Genomic DNA, 14506 nt, shown 5'->3' with positions numbered 1-14506 from the left:
CCCGCGAGACGCGATCTATGCCGCCGGCTCGGAGACGTGGGCGTGCACGATTCGCCAGCCCTCGGGCAGGCGCACCCAGGTCTGCGACTGGCGGCCGAGCACGTCGCTGCCCGGGTACCCGAAGAGTGTGGTCACGATGACCGTGCTGACGCCGTACGCGTGAATGGTGGTGTCCTTGAGACGACGGCCCGGCGGCAGACCGCCCTGCGCGCGTCGCCACCGGGCCTGCTCCTCGAGGCCGGCCTGCTGATCGGCGATGCCGAAGCGCACCGCGCGCCCGGCGAAGAAACCGAGGATCGCCTCGACGTCGTTCGCCACCAGGGCCCGCTCGTAGGCCTCGAAGGCGGCCGTGACCTCGGCGATCACATCGGGCCGGTCGATCTCCACGCTCGCTCCTCTCGAGAAGGGCGGCCCGGCGACCAAGGATCGCCGGGCCACCGGAACCATCAGGACGAGGCCGGAACGGGCACGCCACCCGCGGGCGCCTCGGTGAACGTGTTGCCGGAGACCTCCTCGCTCAGCAGCTTGAGCTCGTCCTCGTCGGGCGTGCGCGGCGCCGGCCTGGTCAGCGCGAACAGCACGCAGACCGCGGCCAGGAAGAGATAGCCGAGCGTGACCTGGCCGTCGGCGTTCCACTGCACCTTCTCGGCGTGGATGAGGCCCACGAAGGTCAGCACGGCCCCGGCGCCCGCGAAGATCGCCGCGTTCCAGAACCGCTTGTCGATGATGAACGCGACGATCGCGCCCAGCACCAGGCCGGCCAGGATCGCCCCCTCGCCGAGCGTCTTGAGACCGTCGTAGACGACGCCGGCCCCGGTCAGCGCGTCGGTGCCGACCTGCGCGGCCGAGGTGCCGGCCGCCGACAGCGAGTTGTCGATCAGGCCGGTGGCCCACTGGGCGATGTTCGGGATCAGCGCGGCGACCACGGCCGCGGCATGCGCCCGGGGCGAGGCCTGGAACGCCTGCGCGCCGATCAGCAGGCCGATGTAGAGCAGGATCGGCACGATCGCCGGCGTCGGGAAGATCGCGCCGAGCAGGCCGAACAGGCCGAAGAAGCAGAGCAGCGCGATGACGATGCCGGTCGCCATCGAGTAACCGGTCCGGCCGCCGGCCGCCTTCCAGCCGGGGTGGCCGACGTAGACGGCGGGCGGGAACGGCGAGCCGAGGCAGGAGCCGATGACCGCGCCGGCGCCGTCGGCCAGCAGCACGCTGCGCAGGTTGTACTTGTCGCCGGCCGTCGCCGCGCTCTCCACGTTGGTCATCGCCTCGGTGAAGTTGTAGACGCCGAGCGGGATGGCCGTGGCCAGCAGCGGCGCCATGTCCTTGAGGCCGTCGATCAGCAGATTGATCTTCACGTGCGGGAAGGCGAACGCGATGTCCTTGGCCGCCGCGGTCACGTCGGGCACGCTCATGTACCCGCCGATCCAGCCGATCGCGGTGCCGACCAGCAGCGCGGCCAGCCCGATCGGGATGTTGAACGGCAGCTTCATGTCGGTGAGCAGGCCGATCAGGAGCAGGCCGAAGACCGGCAGGGCGATCCACGCGGCCTTCCACATGTTGCCGGCCGGGTTCATCGAGATGAAGGTGATCGAGATGCCGGCCAGGGTGCCGAGCAGCGCCGCCCGCGGGGCATATTTCCGGATGTACGGCCCGACGAACGCCCCGATCAGCACGATGACGCCGATGATGAACGCCCACGCGATGCCGGCCGTCCACGCCGCCACCGGGTTCTTCGTGGACAGATAGATCGGCAGCATGATCACGAAGATCACGATGAACATGTGCGGGACGCTCGGGCCGTACGGCATGGCGGTGACGTCGGTGCGGTTCTCCTTCGCGGCGAGCCGCCGGGCCAGGTACGTGTAGTAGATGTTGCCGGCGACCAGCGCGATGCCGAGCGCCGGCAGGATGACGCCGAAGACGTCGCCAGCCGGCATCTTGATGACGCCGATGCAGAGACCGGTGAGCGTGAGGACGTTGACCAGGACGTTGACGCCGAAGCCGAAGAAGGCGTTGGTGTCACCGCGGACCCAGTAGGGCAGTTTGGCCGCGGGGGCGGCGGTAGTGGTCATCTCTACTCCTGAATGGCAGCGATCACTGAAGGGGATGAAGCGACCCAGCCGAAGATGCCGCCCTGTGCGGCGATCATCTTCAGGCCGACGTGCTGGAACTCGGGGAAGTAGGAGCCGACGCAGTCGGCCAGGACGAGGCACTCGTAGCCGCGGTCGTTCGCCTCGCGGACCGTGGTGTGGACGCACACCTCGGTCGTGACGCCGGTGACGATCAGACTTTTCGTCCCCAGCTTGTCCAATATTTCGGACAGATCGGTCGCATAGAACGCTCCCTTGCCCGGTTTGTCGACCACCGTCTCGCCGGGCAGCGGCTGGAGCTCGTCGACGATGTCGTGGCCGTACTCGCCGCGGATCAGGATCCGGCCGAAGGCGCCGGGGTCGCCGATCCGCATGCTGGGCGCGCCGCGGTTCAGCTTCGCCGGCGGGCAGTCCGACAGATCGGGCAGATGACCCTCGCGGGTGTGGATGATCGGCAGCCCGGCGCCGCGCCACGCCGTCATCAGCGCCGCGAGCGGCTCGATCGTCCGGCGCAGTTGGGACACGTCGTTGCCGAGGCTCTCCCCGAAACCGCCCGGCATCAGGAAGTCGCGCTGCATGTCGATGACGACCAGCGCGGTGGAGTCGGGATCGAACGCGAAGGGCCCGGGCTGGGCGTCGACAATGGGCATCTCAGAACTCCGTCCCGTTGATGACGTCCGCCGAGGTGGAGACGCAGCCGAAGACCCCGCCCTGCATGGTCACCATGTGCAGCGCGGCGGTGTGGTTGGACGGATCGGTGGCTCCCGTGCAGTCGCTGAGGATCAGGCACTCGTACCCGCGGTCGTTCGCCTCCCGCATCGTCGTGTGGACGCAGACGTCGGTCGTGATTCCCGTCAAGATCAAATGCGAGATTCCGTGTGTACGCAGGACCAGGTCGAGATTCGTGGCGTAGAAGGCGCCCTTGCCCGGCTTGTCGATCACCACTTCACCGGCCACCGGCTCGACCTCGGGCACGATCTCCCAGCCCGGTTCGCCGCGCACCAGGATCCGCCCCTGCGGCCCGTCCGAGCCGATCTCCGCGCCGATCCGCGCCGACCGCCACCGCTTGTTGGCCGGCAGGTCGGACAGGTCCGGGTCGTGCCCCTCCCGGGTGTGGATGACCAGCATCCCGATGTCCCGGGCGTGGGCCAGCAGCCGGGCGGTGGCCGGCAGCCCGGCCCGGGTCAGCTCGATGTCGTAGCCCATCGAGTCGACGTAGCCGCCCTTGCCGCAGAAGTCGGTCTGCCAGTCGATGCAGATCAGCGCCGTCCTCGTGACGGGCACCGACCCGTCGTACGGCCATGGGTACGGGTCGGCCGGCACCGGCCCGATCGTTACGGTCATCAGTTCGCTCCTCTCATCCGGTAGTTCCGCCAGCCGCCGCTGGCGGTGATGTCCGGGGCGCCGGCCGCCGCGTATCCCTCGCAGAGGAACCCGGTGACCTCGGTGCCGTCGTCGAGCTCGACCCGGCCCAGCCCGAGCGGCGCCCGGATGCCGGCCAGGAAGCCGCCCACCTCGCCGGCCGGCAGCTGCCACAGCTCGACGTCGAGGGAGGCGCCGCCGTCGGCGACCCGCACCAGTCCGGGCGCGCCGGACGGCAGGTGGTAGAGGCGGTAGCGGGGCGCGGTTCGCGCGGGCCCGAGCAGCGTGCCGCCGCGGTCGATCAGCTCGCCGTTGCGCGGCTCGCCGGAGAGGTGCAGCCCGGCCACGGCGATCGTGATGCGATCGTCGACCGGCAGCGAGCGGGCCAGCAGCAGGAGCGTCTCGTCGCTGAACGCCGGGCCGAACAGCGTGATCGACGCGGGCCGGCCGTCCTCGGTGAACCCGTTCGGCACCGTCACCGCGGCCATGTCCAGCAGGTTCGCGAACTGCGTGTACCGGCCGAGGGTGAGGTTGTGCCCGATCGGGTCCTCGGCGATCTCGGCCTGCGTGAACGTGGTGCCGATCGTGGGCAGGGCCAGCACGTCGACGCGTTCCCACATCCGGTCGGCCGCGGCCTTGAGCTCCCGCAGGCGGTGCTGCGCCCGGAACGTCTGGACCGCGCTGTAGCCGTGCCCGGTCTCGAGCACACGCCGGGTCACCGGCAGCACCGACTCGGGGTTCTTCTCCAGGAAGTCGCCGAGGTCGGCGAGCCGCTCGGCCACCCACGGCCCGCGATAGAGCAGGTCACCGGCCTCCAGCAGCGGCCCGATGTCGACACGTGCATCGCCGGCGAACCGCGCGAACGCCTTCTCCTGCCCCGCGTCCCCAAAAAAATCCAGTTCTTCCGGTACGCCCACGCGGGGCTCGGCGATCAATGGCCGGTGCCCGCGTCGCGACCAGGGGTCGTCGGCGTGGAATCCACGCGCCACGCGCAGGACCCGTTCGGCGGTGGCCACGTCGCCCGCGAAGATCGAGACACAGTCGAGCGAGCGGCAGGCCGGCACCACCCCGAGCGTGCTGAGCAGCCCGCGGGTCGGCTTGACCCCGGCGATCCCGTTGAGCGCCGCCGGCACCCGGCCGGAGCCGGCGGTGTCGGTGCCCAGCGCGAACGGCACGACTCCGCTCGCCACCGCCACCGCCGACCCGGAGCTGGAGCCGCCCGAGATGAGCCCCCCGCCGAAGACGCTCTCCGGCGACCCGTACGGCGAGCGGGTGCCGGTCAGCCCGGTGGCGAACTGGTCGAGGTTCGTCTTGCCGACCACGATCGCGCCGGCGTCGACCAGCCGTTGCACGACCGGGGCGTGGCGCTCGGGGCGGTACGCGAAGTCGGGGCAGGCGGCCGTGGTCGGCAGCCCGGCCACGTCGATGTTGTCCTTGACCGCGAACGGCAGGCCCGCCAGCGGAAGCGCCGGATCGATCTCGTCCGCGCGTCGGTGCAGCTCGGCGGCCGTGAAGGTGCTGATCCAGACACCCTCGCCGCCGCCCAGCCCGGCGATGACTTCCTCGACGATCCCGTGTGCATCCACATCGTCGATTGTCGACAATCCTGTTTCGGGACTGGCTTCAGTTTGTAACGTCGCCGTTTCGCTACGTCAGATAGGCGCGGGCGCCGTGATCGCTCAGCGCCGTCAGAATGCCCTGGACATCGCCGGCCACCACCGCCGCGAACAGGCGCTCGTGCCGGTGGACGCCGTCCTCGGCCCGGGCGACCTCGGCCTCCCGGCGCATGTTGACCGCCATGTACAGCTGGATGCGGACGAGGACCGACTCGTACAGGTCGGTGAGCTGCCGGTTGCCCGAGAGCCGCACGACCTCGGTGTGGAAGCGGCGGTGGGCGTTCGCCAGCTCGGGGCGGTCGCCGGCCTCGGTCGCCTTGCGCATCACGTCGAGCGCGGCCCGCAGGCCGGTCAGATCGGGCCCGGCCGGAATGCCGCCGACGGCGTGCCGCTCCAGGACGTCACGCACCTCGTACAGCTCGCGTACGTCATCGTCGGAGAGAGTGGCCACCCGCGCGCCGCGACGGGGGATGTGCTCGATCAGCCCCTGCTGGGCGAGCAACCGCATGGCCTCGCGCAGCGGGGCCCGGCTGATGCCCAGGCGGCGGGTCAGTTGCTCCTCGACGAGTCGCTCGCCGGGGTCGTTCCGTCCGCTCAGGATGTCTCGCCGCAACCGGTCGACGGCAAGCTCGACGAGACTGTATGCCGCCAGCTCTTCGTCGCTCACCTCTGGAAGTGTGCCAGCCCGCCCCTAGTCGGCCTCGGTGTCCCCGGGGGTCTCCTTCTTCCCGCCGCGGATGCTCGGCCACACCGCCACGGCGATCATGGCGATGCCGATCACTATCAGTGATGCCCAGAGCCAGGTCACCCGGCGGACACTACCGTTCCGGCCCTCCGTGCCGTAGGGCCGGAACGGATGATGCTCATTCCGCGAAGTTCTTGCCCGTCTCGAGGAACGTCTTGAGGTCGCTGAGAATCCAGGCCCAGCCGCCACCCGCGCCCATGTCGTCGGTGCCCGCCACCATCGCGGCCGTGGCGGGGGCCCCGGTCAGCTCGTGCGTGATGGTCAGCTTGCAGACGCCGGCCTGCATCTTGGCGTCCTCGATCTCGAAGGTCAGCGTGGTGAACGGCTCACCCGCCGTGGACGGGTCCATCAGCATCCGCCAGGTCTGCACCAGGCGCCGCGGCGGCTCGGACTCGAGCACCTCGCCGTCGATGATCGTGTCGGGCACCTCGAATCCCTGTGACGCGGCGTAGTCCTTCATGTCCTTGGTGGCGGTCGCGTGGAACGCTCCGCCCTTCTGCAGCTCGTAGTAGCTGGGCGCCTGGTATGCGTACCTCGAGTTCCACTCGGGGTCGGTGATCGCGGCCCAGATCCGCTCCGGTGTCGCCTTGATCCAGACGCGGTAGACCTGGGTGGTCAGCGCGGTGGCCGTGTCCGTCATGTCTCTTCCTCCAGTGCGTGCTTGAGATCGACGAGGGTCGTGACGTGGTGCTCCGTGTACTTGTCGATCCATCGGTCGTGGATCAGCCGGATCGGCACGGGGTTGAGAAAGTGCAACTTCTCCCGGCCGGACCGGCGCGTGACGACGAGACCCGCCTCCTCGAGCACCTTGAGGTGCTTGGCGACACCGAAGCGCGTCATCTCCAACTCGGACTCGAGATCGCCGAGGGTGCGGCCGTCGCGCTCGAAGAGCAGGTCGAGCAGGAATCGACGGCTCGGGTCGGCCAGCGCCTTGAACACCCGGTCGTCGTCATCCATGACGCTAAGTTATGTGACCAGAAGGTCACATGTCAAGCCCGCGGCGCATAGCGCTCCGTGACCGCTCGCTGATCCCCGGTCAGATTTAAGAAACCCCTAATAGACGCGCATCGAAGGTGGGCGTTACGTTGGCGGCCGGAATTACTGGAAACCTTCAAGCTGGAAGCGCTCCCCAGTTCCGCCGGCACACCCCGTCACTCGGGGTGTTCGACCTCGCTTTGGCGGCGGAGTTCTTCCTCTCCGTCGGAGTTGAGACGGCACAGCGCCGGGTGGCGGCCCGGCGCTGTGCCCCATAAACGGTCAGCGGCGCTTCGCCAACATCTCCTGCTCGAGCCGCCAGGTCTCGCCCTCGTCGTCGGAGATGTATCCCAGCCAGCGGAAACTCTCCGCGGTGACCTCCGTGAACAGCCACCGGATCGGTCGGCCGTCGGTCTGCGTGCCCTCCTGCACGATGCCGCCGTCGTCGGCCGCGCGTCCGGTCAGCTTGGTGACCCGGCCCAGCGGGGAGAACCAGACGATCGCCCAGGTCTTGCCGGCCGGGTTGTAGTGCCGCACCGTGCTGCCGGTGTCCCGGCGCGGATAGCCGTCCGCGCCCGGACCGGTGAACCACATGACGTCCTGCACGGTGTGCCCGCCGAGTGCCCAGCCGAACGTCCACACGACGGTGCCGTGGACCCACTCATCTTTTTCTTCCACGAAGTAACGGTTCGTGACGTCCCAGGTGCCGACGAGTCGGCCGTAGAGATCCATCTCCTGCTCGTGCCCCGGCCACGGCCCGGCCGCGGCGAGCTCCTCAGTCATGCCCATGTCGCCAGGGTCGGTGCTCACCGCGTACGGCGTCTTGAAGGGTTTTGTCGTTAGGTTGGTCCTTGTGCTGGAGCACCGGGTGCTGCTGGAGTCGCCGCTCGCGCGGGTGGCGGCGGTGCGCTGCCCGGGTGGGCACGCGTGGAGCCCGGAGGAGCAGGTCGACGGCGCCGCACTCGTGCTGATCCGGCGCGGCGTCTTCCTGCGGCGGGCCGATGGACGCGCGGCCCTGGCCGACGTGACGACCGGTTACCGGCAGCGGCGCGGCGAGGCGCAGCAGATCTCGCACCCGGGCGGTGGGGACGTCTGCACCTCGATCCACATCTCGGACGAGTTGGCCGATCGATTCGGTCCTTTTGTGCGGGTCTCGCCGATCGCGGACCTGGCCCATCGCCGGCTGCTCGCCGCCGCCCCCGCCGATCGGGCCGATCTGGTCGCCGACCTGATCGCGGCGCTGCTCCCGGCTTCCTCCGCCGCGGCGCATCCGGCGATCGACGACGTGCGTGCCCTGCTGCACCTCGACCCGTCGCGTGATCTTGGAGCCCTGGCGGCCGCGGTCGGCTGGTCGCCGTGGTACCTGTCGCGGACGTTCCACCGCGTGACCGGCTGCACGCTGAACTCCTACCGCCGGCGGCTGCGGGTGCGGACCGCGCTCGACGAGCTGCCGCACTCGTCCGATCTGGCCGGCGTGGCTGTCCGGGTGGGATTCGCCGACCAGGCGCACATGACCCGGGCCGTGCGCGCCGAGACCGGCCGCACCCCGGCGGCCCTGCGAAGAGACCTTGACCAGGGGATATAGATGGAGCGGGCGACGAGAATCGAACTCGCGTAATCAGTTTGGAAGACTGAGGCTCTACCATTGAGCTACGCCCGCGTGAGCCCGGCCAGCCGGGAGCACGCCCGCCAGCTTACTGAATCATCTCCCGCCTGTGCGAACCGGAGTCCCCACTAGGTGACTCCGTCGCACGTGCATGAAAGCGGACCGCATACACTGACCACCGCCACGGGGTGTGGCGCAGTTTGGTAGCGCACTCGCTTTGGGAGCGAGGGGCCGTGGGTTCAAATCCCGCCACCCCGACTGAGACAAACTATCCGCAGCAACAAGGAGTACGCCTGTGAAGAGCACCGTCGAGACTCTGAGCCCGACCAGGGTGAAGCTCGCCATCGAGGTGCCGTTCGACGAGCTCAAGCCGAGCCTGCAGAAGGCGTACCGGGAGATCGGCGCGCAGGTGCAGGTGCCGGGCTTCCGCCGTGGCAAGGTGCCCGCCGCCGTGATCGACCAGCGGGTCGGCCGCGGCGCGGTCCTCAACGAGGCCGTGCAGGAAGCCATTCCGGCGCAGATCCTCGCCGCGGTCCGCGAGCATGACGTCAAGACCCTCGGCCGCCCCGAGGTCGAGATCACCGAGTTCGCCGACAACGCGCCGCTGAAATTCACGGCCGAGGTCGACGTGCGCCCCGAGATCACGGTGCCCGACCTCGCCACCATCTCGGTGACCGTGCCGGCCGTCGAGATCGGCGACAACGAGATCGACGAGCAGATCAACGGCCTGCGCGAGCGGTTCGCCACGCTGAAGACCGTCGACCGGCCGGCCGCCGAGGGCGACTACGTCCAGCTCGACCTGAACGCGACCGTCGACGATGTCGAGGTGCCGGGCGGCTCGGCGACGAACATCTCCCACGAGGTCGGCAGCAAGCAGTTGCTTCCCGGCCTCGACGAGGTGCTCGTCGGCTTGGTGGCCGGCTCCGACGCGACCTTCACCACCCAGCTCGTCGGCGGCGACTTCGCCGGCCGGGACGCCGAGGTCAAGGTGACCGTCCGCAGCGTCAAGGACAAGCAGCTGCCCGAGATCGACGACGAGTTCGCCCAGCTCGCCAGCGAGTTCGACACCCTTGAGGAGCTGCGCGGCGACCTGCGCGAGCGCCTCTCCCGGGTGAAGAAGGTCGAGCAGATCTACGCGGCCCGCGACGAGGCTCTCAAGCAGCTCGTCGAGGCCGCCGACATCCCGGCTCCCGAGGGCGTCGTCAAGGACGAGGTCGAGGGCCGCAAGCAGGCGATGACCGACCAGCTCGAGCGGATCGGCGCCACCCTGCAGGACTACCTCACCTCGGAGGAGAAGACCGAGGAGCAGATCGACGAGGAGCTGACCGAGGCGGCCCAGGAGGGCGTCCGGATCCAGCTGTTGCTCGACACGATCGCCGACGCCGAGGACGTCCAGGTCTCCGACGACGAGTTCGGCCACGAGATCGTGCACCGGGCGCAGCGCGCCCAGATGCAGCCCCAGCAGTACTACGACCAGCTCGTCCAGTCGGGCGCGGCGGCCGCGGTCTTCGGCGACGTCCGCCGGGGCAAGGCGCTCGCCTCGGTGATGGAGCAGGTCGAGATGAAGGACTCGGACGGCAACGTCCTCACCCTCGAGGACCTCCGCGCCGCGTCCGAGGCCGAGCACGAGGGTCACAACCACTGAGCTGATCGGTTTACGGGCCCGGCCGGCTCTGTCCGGCCGGGCCCGTGCGCTGTCAGCGAACACCTGCCCGAGCGGGAAGCTGATGCTCATTCGACCGGTTAGGTTGGTCGTACGACGGACAACCTGCCGGCCGGAACGTCGGCCGACACAGTCAGCTGTGAAGGGCTGCCATGACCGATCTCCACATCCCCGCCAGCCCCCTGCTGCGCGGCGGCGACACACTCAGTGGCAACCTCGACGACTCGGTCTTCAACCGTCTGCTGCGGGAGCGCATCATCTTCCTCGGCAGCGAGGTGACCGACGCGGTGGCCAACCGCATCTGCGCGCAGCTGCTGCTGCTTTCCGCCGAGGACCCCGAGCGCGACATCCACCTCTGGATCAACTCCCCGGGTGGCTCGGTCTACTCGGGCATGGCGATCTACGACACCATGCAGTTCATCGACAACGACGTGCAGACCGTCGCGATGGGCATGGCCGCCTCGATGGGGCAGTTCCTGCTCTGCGCGGGCGCGGCCGGCAAGCGCTTCGCCCTGCCGCACGCGCGGATCATGATGCACCAGCCGTCCGGCGGCATGGGCGGCACGGCCGCCGACATCGCCATCCAGGCCGAGCAGATGCTCTACACCAAGCGCATGTTCCAGGAGCGGATCGCGTTTCACACCGGTCAGTCCCAGGAGCAGATCGCTGCCGACTTCGACCGTGACCGCTGGTTCACGGCGCAGGAGGCCAAGGACTACGGCTTCATCGACAAGGTGATCACCGGGGCCGCCGAGGTCACCGATGGCGCCGGAACGCTGAACTGAGGAGCAGAACAATGACCGACCTGACCATGCCTCCCGGGTTCGCTCCGGTGCACAACCGCTACGTTCTCCCGTCCTTCGTCGAGCGCTCCTCGAACGGGATGATGAAGGAGACAAACCCGTACAACAAGATGTTCGAGGACCGGATCATCTTCCTCGGCGTCCAGGTGGACGACGCGTCGGCCAACGACGTGATGGCCCAGCTGCTGACGCTGGAGAGCTCCGACCCCGACCGCGACATCCTGATGTACATCAACTCCCCGGGTGGCTCGTTCACCGCCATGACGGCGATCTACGACACCATGCAGTACGTCCGTCCGGACATCTCCACGGTCTGCCTCGGCCAGGCCGCCTCGGCCGCCGCGGTCCTGCTGGCCGGTGGCACCGCGGGCAAGCGCATGGCGCTGCCGCACTCGCGGGTGCTGATCCACCAGCCGGCCACCGAGGGCGGCTACGGCCAGGGATCGGACATCGAGATCCAGGCCCGCGAGATCCTCCGGATGCGTACCCAGCTCGAGGAGATGATCTCTCGCCACTCCGGTCAGCCGGTCGACAAGGTCCGCAAGGACATCGACCGTGACAAGATCATGACGGCTGACGAGGCCAAGGAGTACGGCCTGGTCGACGTCGTCCTGGCCACCCGTAAGAAGAGCCTTCAGTCTGTCGGCGCCGGCAGCTGACGAAAAATCGCCCCGGGTCCGCTCAAATGCGGCGGCGAGGTGGTTGGATGGACTGCCTCGTGGCCGCTCAAGGGCGGCGGCGGGGCGGTGGGACTGAGCTGACAGGGGCCGGCCGGTGCACGCTAGACTGGCCGACCCCTGACACGCCCGTTTTGGGGGGTCGGAGAACCGCCCCTTTGCGGGTAACGTCGAGCATGCAGCCTCAGTTACGCGGTTCGGCAGACGATGGGATGGCAACGGGGCGTTACGCCCTCGACCTGGTTTCGGCGCGAGTCGGCCGATGAGCTCAAGGAGAACGTAGGTGGCACGGATCGGCGACGGCGGCGACCTACTGAAGTGCTCCTTCTGTGGGAAGTCCCAGAAGCAGGTCAAAAAGCTCATCGCGGGCCCCGGGGTGTACATCTGCGACGAGTGCATCGACCTGTGCAACGAGATCATCGAAGAGGAACTGGCCGAGACCGGCGAGGTGAAGTGGGAAGAGCTTCCCAAGCCGATGGAGATCTGCGCCTTCCTCGACAACTACGTGGTCGGGCAGGAACAGGCCAAGAAAGCCCTGTCGGTCGCCGTCTACAACCACTACAAGCGCATCCAGGCCGAGTCGAGCGGTGCCCCCGGCGGCGGTAGCGACGTCGAGGTGGCCAAGTCCAACATCATGCTCATCGGCCCCACCGGCTGCGGTAAGACTCACCTGGCGCAGACTCTGGCCCGCATGCTGAACGTGCCGTTCGCGATCGCCGACGCCACCGCGCTCACCGAGGCCGGCTACGTCGGCGAGGATGTGGAAAACATCCTGCTCAAGCTGATCCAGGCCGCCGACTACGACGTCAAGCGCGCCGAGCAGGGCATCATCTACATCGACGAGGTCGACAAGATCGCCCGTAAGAGCGAAAACCCGTCGATCACCCGCGACGTCTCGGGCGAGGGTGTCCAGCAGGCGCTGCTCAAGATCCTCGAGGGCACGGTCGCCAACGTTCCGCCCCAGGGCGGCCGTAAGCACCCCCACCAGGAATTCATCCAGATCGACACGACGAACGTGCTGTTCATCGTCGGCGGCGCCTTCGCCGGCCTCGACCGCATCATCGAGTCCCGCGTCGGCCACGGCGGCGTCGGCTTCGGCGCGCACCTCCGCTCGATCTCGGAACGCAACACCGACGACATCTTCAGCAAGGTCATGCCGGAAGACATGCTGAAGTTCGGCCTGATCCCCGAGTTCATCGGCCGCCTCCCGGTCATCACCACGGTGCGAAACCTCGACCGCGAGGCCCTGATCAAGATCCTGACCGAACCGCGCAACGCGTACGTGAAGCAGTACCAGCGCCTGTTCGAGCTGGACGGCGTCGAGCTGGAATTCGACTACGGCGCCCTGGAGGCCATCGCCGACCAGGCCATGCTCCGCGGCACGGGCGCCCGAGGCCTGCGCGCCATCATGGAAGAGGTTCTGCTCTCCGTGATGTACGAGGTCCCCAGCAACCCCGACGCCGCGCGAGTCGTCATCAACCGCGAGGTAGTCCTCGAAAACGTGAACCCCACGATCGTCCCGCGCGAGTTCGTCGGCCGCCGCCGCCGCGCGGACCGCGAGGAAAAGTCCGCCTGATCTCCACCGCTTCCGCGCCGCGCCGGGTCAGTTCCCGCCGCGGCGCGTTGCGTTTCCCGTACTCGATCCCTCTTGGCGCCGCCACGGGTTGAGACCCGCGCGGCGCTTCGCGCTATCTGTACCGAGCTCGTCGGCTCGAGTTCCGCGACTGACGCTCGCCGGATAGGCGGCGCATGCGGCCGCCGGGCGAGGTTCTTTTGTGCGCTCGGCCGGCCCGTCCTCCCGCTGCGGCCGCCGGGCGGGGTTCTTTTGTGCGCTTGGCCGGCCCGCCCTCCCGCGTGTGCCCGCCGACCGGGAGCCGCGCGCTTGTGGCCGACGGCCGCGTATCTGCCCGGGGCCGGGCGGTCGCGATGTGCGCATGGGTGGGTCGCCTTCATGGCGTGCGCTTGGTGCGGGAGCGAACGTAGGCTCCGAGGCATGCGCGTTGCGGTGTGTCAGCTGAACTCACGTGAGGATCGCGACCAGAACCTGCGGGTCGCGCGGGACCTGCTCGAGCGGGCGGCGGGGGCCGGTGCCGAGTTGGCCGTGCTCCCGGAGTATGTCGACTATCTCGGACCCGGCAAGACGGCCCCGAAGCCGGAATCGGCGGATGGCGAGTTCGCGCAGTTCTTCGGCCGCGCCGCGCGCGAGCTCGGGATCTGGGTGCACGCCGGCTCGTTCCACGAGAGCGGCCCCGACGACGAGCACACCTACAACACCTCGCTGGTGTTCTCGCCCCAGGGCGAGCTGACCGCGACCTACCGCAAGATTCACCTGTACGACGTGGAGATAGCCGGCCGCGTCTCGTATCAGGAGTCGCGCTCGGTCGCCCCCGGCGCCGAGACCGTGGTGGCCGAGATCGCCGGCGTCCCCGTAGGCCTGTCGATCTGCTACGACCTGCGTTTCCCCGAGCTGTATCGCCGCCTGGCGATCGCCGGCGCCCGGGTCCTGGTTGTCCCGGCCGCGTTCATGATGCACACGGGCCGCGACCACTGGGAGGTCCTCCTCCGGGCCCGGGCGATCGAGAACCAGTGCTACGTCATTGCCGCCGGCCAGATCGGCGACCACGAGCCCTCCCGCACCTGCTTCGGCCGCAGCATGGTCATCGACCCGTGGGGCACCGTCCTGGCCCAGGCCCCCGACGACATCACCATCGCCACCGCCGACCTCGACATGCCCCGGCTCGACAGGATCCGCGCCGAACTCCCCAGCCTCGCCAACCGCCGCCTCTGACCCCGCCGCCTGCGCCGCCCGCCGCCTGCGCCGCCCGCGCCGCGCGCTGCCTGTCCGCGCGCTGCCTGCCCGCCCGCGCCGCCCGCGCCGCGCGCTGCCTGTCCGCGCTGCCCGCCTGCGCTGCCCGTCCGCGCTGCCCGTCCGCGCGCTGCCTGTCCGCGCTGCCCGCCTGCGCTGCCCG

15 protein-coding genes and 2 tRNA genes are annotated in these 14506 nt (G+C 69.1%); 7 read left to right on the top strand and 10 right to left on the bottom strand.

Annotated elements, in window-relative coordinates; genetic code table 11:
* Window positions 1-15: 15 nt before the first annotated feature.
* From A3CQ_RS0129375 to A3CQ_RS0129330, 9 genes are all read right to left on the bottom strand, one after another.
* Window positions 16-387 carry an AtzH-like domain-containing protein gene (locus A3CQ_RS0129375; protein WP_020514531.1) on the bottom strand — a complete coding sequence of 124 codons (372 nt, stop codon included), beginning with the start codon at window positions 385-387 and terminating at the stop codon, window positions 16-18.
* Between the two features lie 59 nt (window positions 388-446).
* Entirely contained in the window at window positions 447-2072 is a 1626-nt protein-coding gene (locus A3CQ_RS54465) for a SulP family inorganic anion transporter (protein ID WP_020514530.1), read from the bottom strand.
* Between the two features lie 2 nt (window positions 2073-2074).
* Window positions 2075-2740: a cysteine hydrolase family protein gene (locus A3CQ_RS0129365; RefSeq protein WP_020514529.1), complete on the bottom strand. Its 666-nt coding sequence runs from the start codon at window positions 2738-2740 to the stop codon at window positions 2075-2077.
* 1 nt (window position 2741) lies between these two features.
* The gene (gene biuH / locus A3CQ_RS0129360; RefSeq protein WP_020514528.1) at window positions 2742-3434 is read right to left on the bottom strand and encodes a biuret amidohydrolase; all 693 of its coding nucleotides are present in this window, start codon (window positions 3432-3434) and stop codon (window positions 2742-2744) included.
* Complete coding sequence (atzF, locus tag A3CQ_RS0129355) at window positions 3434-5038, bottom strand: allophanate hydrolase (protein ID WP_020514527.1); 1605 nt, start codon at window positions 5036-5038, stop codon at window positions 3434-3436. Before atzF ends, biuH begins: the two co-directional genes overlap by 1 nt.
* 61 nt (window positions 5039-5099) lie before the next feature.
* Entirely contained in the window at window positions 5100-5735 is a 636-nt protein-coding gene (locus A3CQ_RS0129350; protein ID WP_020514526.1) for a GntR family transcriptional regulator, read from the bottom strand.
* A gap of 196 nt (window positions 5736-5931) precedes the next feature.
* Window positions 5932-6453 (bottom strand): SRPBCC domain-containing protein, encoded by a 522-nt coding sequence (locus tag A3CQ_RS0129340; protein ID WP_020514524.1) that lies wholly within the window; start codon window positions 6451-6453, stop codon window positions 5932-5934.
* Complete coding sequence (locus tag A3CQ_RS0129335) at window positions 6450-6770, bottom strand: ArsR/SmtB family transcription factor (RefSeq protein ID WP_020514523.1); 321 nt, start codon at window positions 6768-6770, stop codon at window positions 6450-6452. Before A3CQ_RS0129335 ends, A3CQ_RS0129340 begins: the two co-directional genes overlap by 4 nt.
* 300 nt (window positions 6771-7070) lie before the next feature.
* Window positions 7071-7577, bottom strand: coding sequence for a hypothetical protein (locus tag A3CQ_RS0129330; protein WP_020514522.1), 507 nt, complete (start codon window positions 7575-7577; stop codon window positions 7071-7073).
* Between the two features lie 64 nt (window positions 7578-7641).
* Here A3CQ_RS0129330 and A3CQ_RS0129325 point away from each other — a divergent pair, with 64 nt between their 5' ends.
* Window positions 7642-8373, top strand: a complete 732-nt coding sequence (locus A3CQ_RS0129325) for a helix-turn-helix domain-containing protein (RefSeq protein WP_020514521.1) — start codon at window positions 7642-7644, stop codon at window positions 8371-8373.
* Between the two features lies 1 nt (window position 8374).
* Here A3CQ_RS0129325 and A3CQ_RS0129320 read toward each other — a convergent pair.
* Window positions 8375-8448, bottom strand: a tRNA-Gly gene (locus A3CQ_RS0129320).
* A 130-nt stretch (window positions 8449-8578) separates the two neighbouring features.
* On the opposite strand from A3CQ_RS0129320, the gene A3CQ_RS0129315 reads away from it, so the two are divergent.
* The 6 genes from A3CQ_RS0129315 (at window position 8579) to A3CQ_RS0129290 (ending at window position 14325) form a co-directional block, all read left to right on the top strand.
* Window positions 8579-8652: transfer RNA gene (locus tag A3CQ_RS0129315), tRNA-Pro, on the top strand.
* A gap of 37 nt (window positions 8653-8689) precedes the next feature.
* Window positions 8690-10039, top strand: coding sequence for a trigger factor (gene tig / locus A3CQ_RS0129310; protein ID WP_020514520.1), 1350 nt, complete (start codon window positions 8690-8692; stop codon window positions 10037-10039).
* A gap of 170 nt (window positions 10040-10209) precedes the next feature.
* Entirely contained in the window at window positions 10210-10842 is a 633-nt protein-coding gene (locus A3CQ_RS0129305) for an ATP-dependent Clp protease proteolytic subunit (protein ID WP_020514519.1), read from the top strand.
* Between the two features lie 11 nt (window positions 10843-10853).
* Window positions 10854-11519, top strand: coding sequence for an ATP-dependent Clp protease proteolytic subunit (locus A3CQ_RS0129300; protein WP_020514518.1), 666 nt, complete (start codon window positions 10854-10856; stop codon window positions 11517-11519).
* A gap of 301 nt (window positions 11520-11820) precedes the next feature.
* Window positions 11821-13113: an ATP-dependent Clp protease ATP-binding subunit ClpX gene (gene clpX / locus A3CQ_RS0129295; RefSeq protein WP_020514517.1), complete on the top strand. Its 1293-nt coding sequence runs from the start codon at window positions 11821-11823 to the stop codon at window positions 13111-13113.
* A gap of 417 nt (window positions 13114-13530) precedes the next feature.
* The gene (locus tag A3CQ_RS0129290) at window positions 13531-14325 is read left to right on the top strand and encodes a carbon-nitrogen hydrolase family protein (protein WP_026206322.1); all 795 of its coding nucleotides are present in this window, start codon (window positions 13531-13533) and stop codon (window positions 14323-14325) included.
* Window positions 14326-14506: the final 181 nt, after the last annotated feature.

This window comes from Paractinoplanes globisporus DSM 43857, assembly GCF_000379645.1.
In the GTDB taxonomy this organism is placed as follows: domain Bacteria; phylum Actinomycetota; class Actinomycetes; order Mycobacteriales; family Micromonosporaceae; genus Actinoplanes; species Actinoplanes globisporus.
The sequence above is the reverse complement of the archived record's forward strand: the minus strand, read 5'-3'. Positions and strand labels throughout refer to the sequence as shown.

Excerpts from the sequence above, each read along its gene's own strand:
- A3CQ_RS54465 (WP_020514530.1), bottom strand. The coding sequence starts at position 2,072 with ATGACCACTACCGCCGCCCCCGCGGCCAAACTGCCCTACTGGGTCCGC.
- A3CQ_RS0129365 (WP_020514529.1), bottom strand. The coding sequence starts at position 2,740 with ATGCCCATTGTCGACGCCCAGCCCGGGCCCTTCGCGTTCGATCCCGAC.
- biuH (WP_020514528.1), bottom strand. The coding sequence starts at position 3,434 with ATGACCGTAACGATCGGGCCGGTGCCGGCCGACCCGTACCCATGGCCG.
- A3CQ_RS0129340 (WP_020514524.1), bottom strand. The coding sequence starts at position 6,453 with ATGACGGACACGGCCACCGCGCTGACCACCCAGGTCTACCGCGTCTGG.
- A3CQ_RS0129335 (WP_020514523.1), bottom strand. The coding sequence starts at position 6,770 with ATGGATGACGACGACCGGGTGTTCAAGGCGCTGGCCGACCCGAGCCGT.
- A3CQ_RS0129330 (WP_020514522.1), bottom strand. The coding sequence starts at position 7,577 with ATGGGCATGACTGAGGAGCTCGCCGCGGCCGGGCCGTGGCCGGGGCAC.
- A3CQ_RS0129305 (WP_020514519.1), top strand. The coding sequence starts at position 10,210 with ATGACCGATCTCCACATCCCCGCCAGCCCCCTGCTGCGCGGCGGCGAC.
- A3CQ_RS0129300 (WP_020514518.1), top strand. The coding sequence starts at position 10,854 with ATGACCGACCTGACCATGCCTCCCGGGTTCGCTCCGGTGCACAACCGC.
- A3CQ_RS0129290 (WP_026206322.1), top strand. The coding sequence starts at position 13,531 with ATGCGCGTTGCGGTGTGTCAGCTGAACTCACGTGAGGATCGCGACCAG.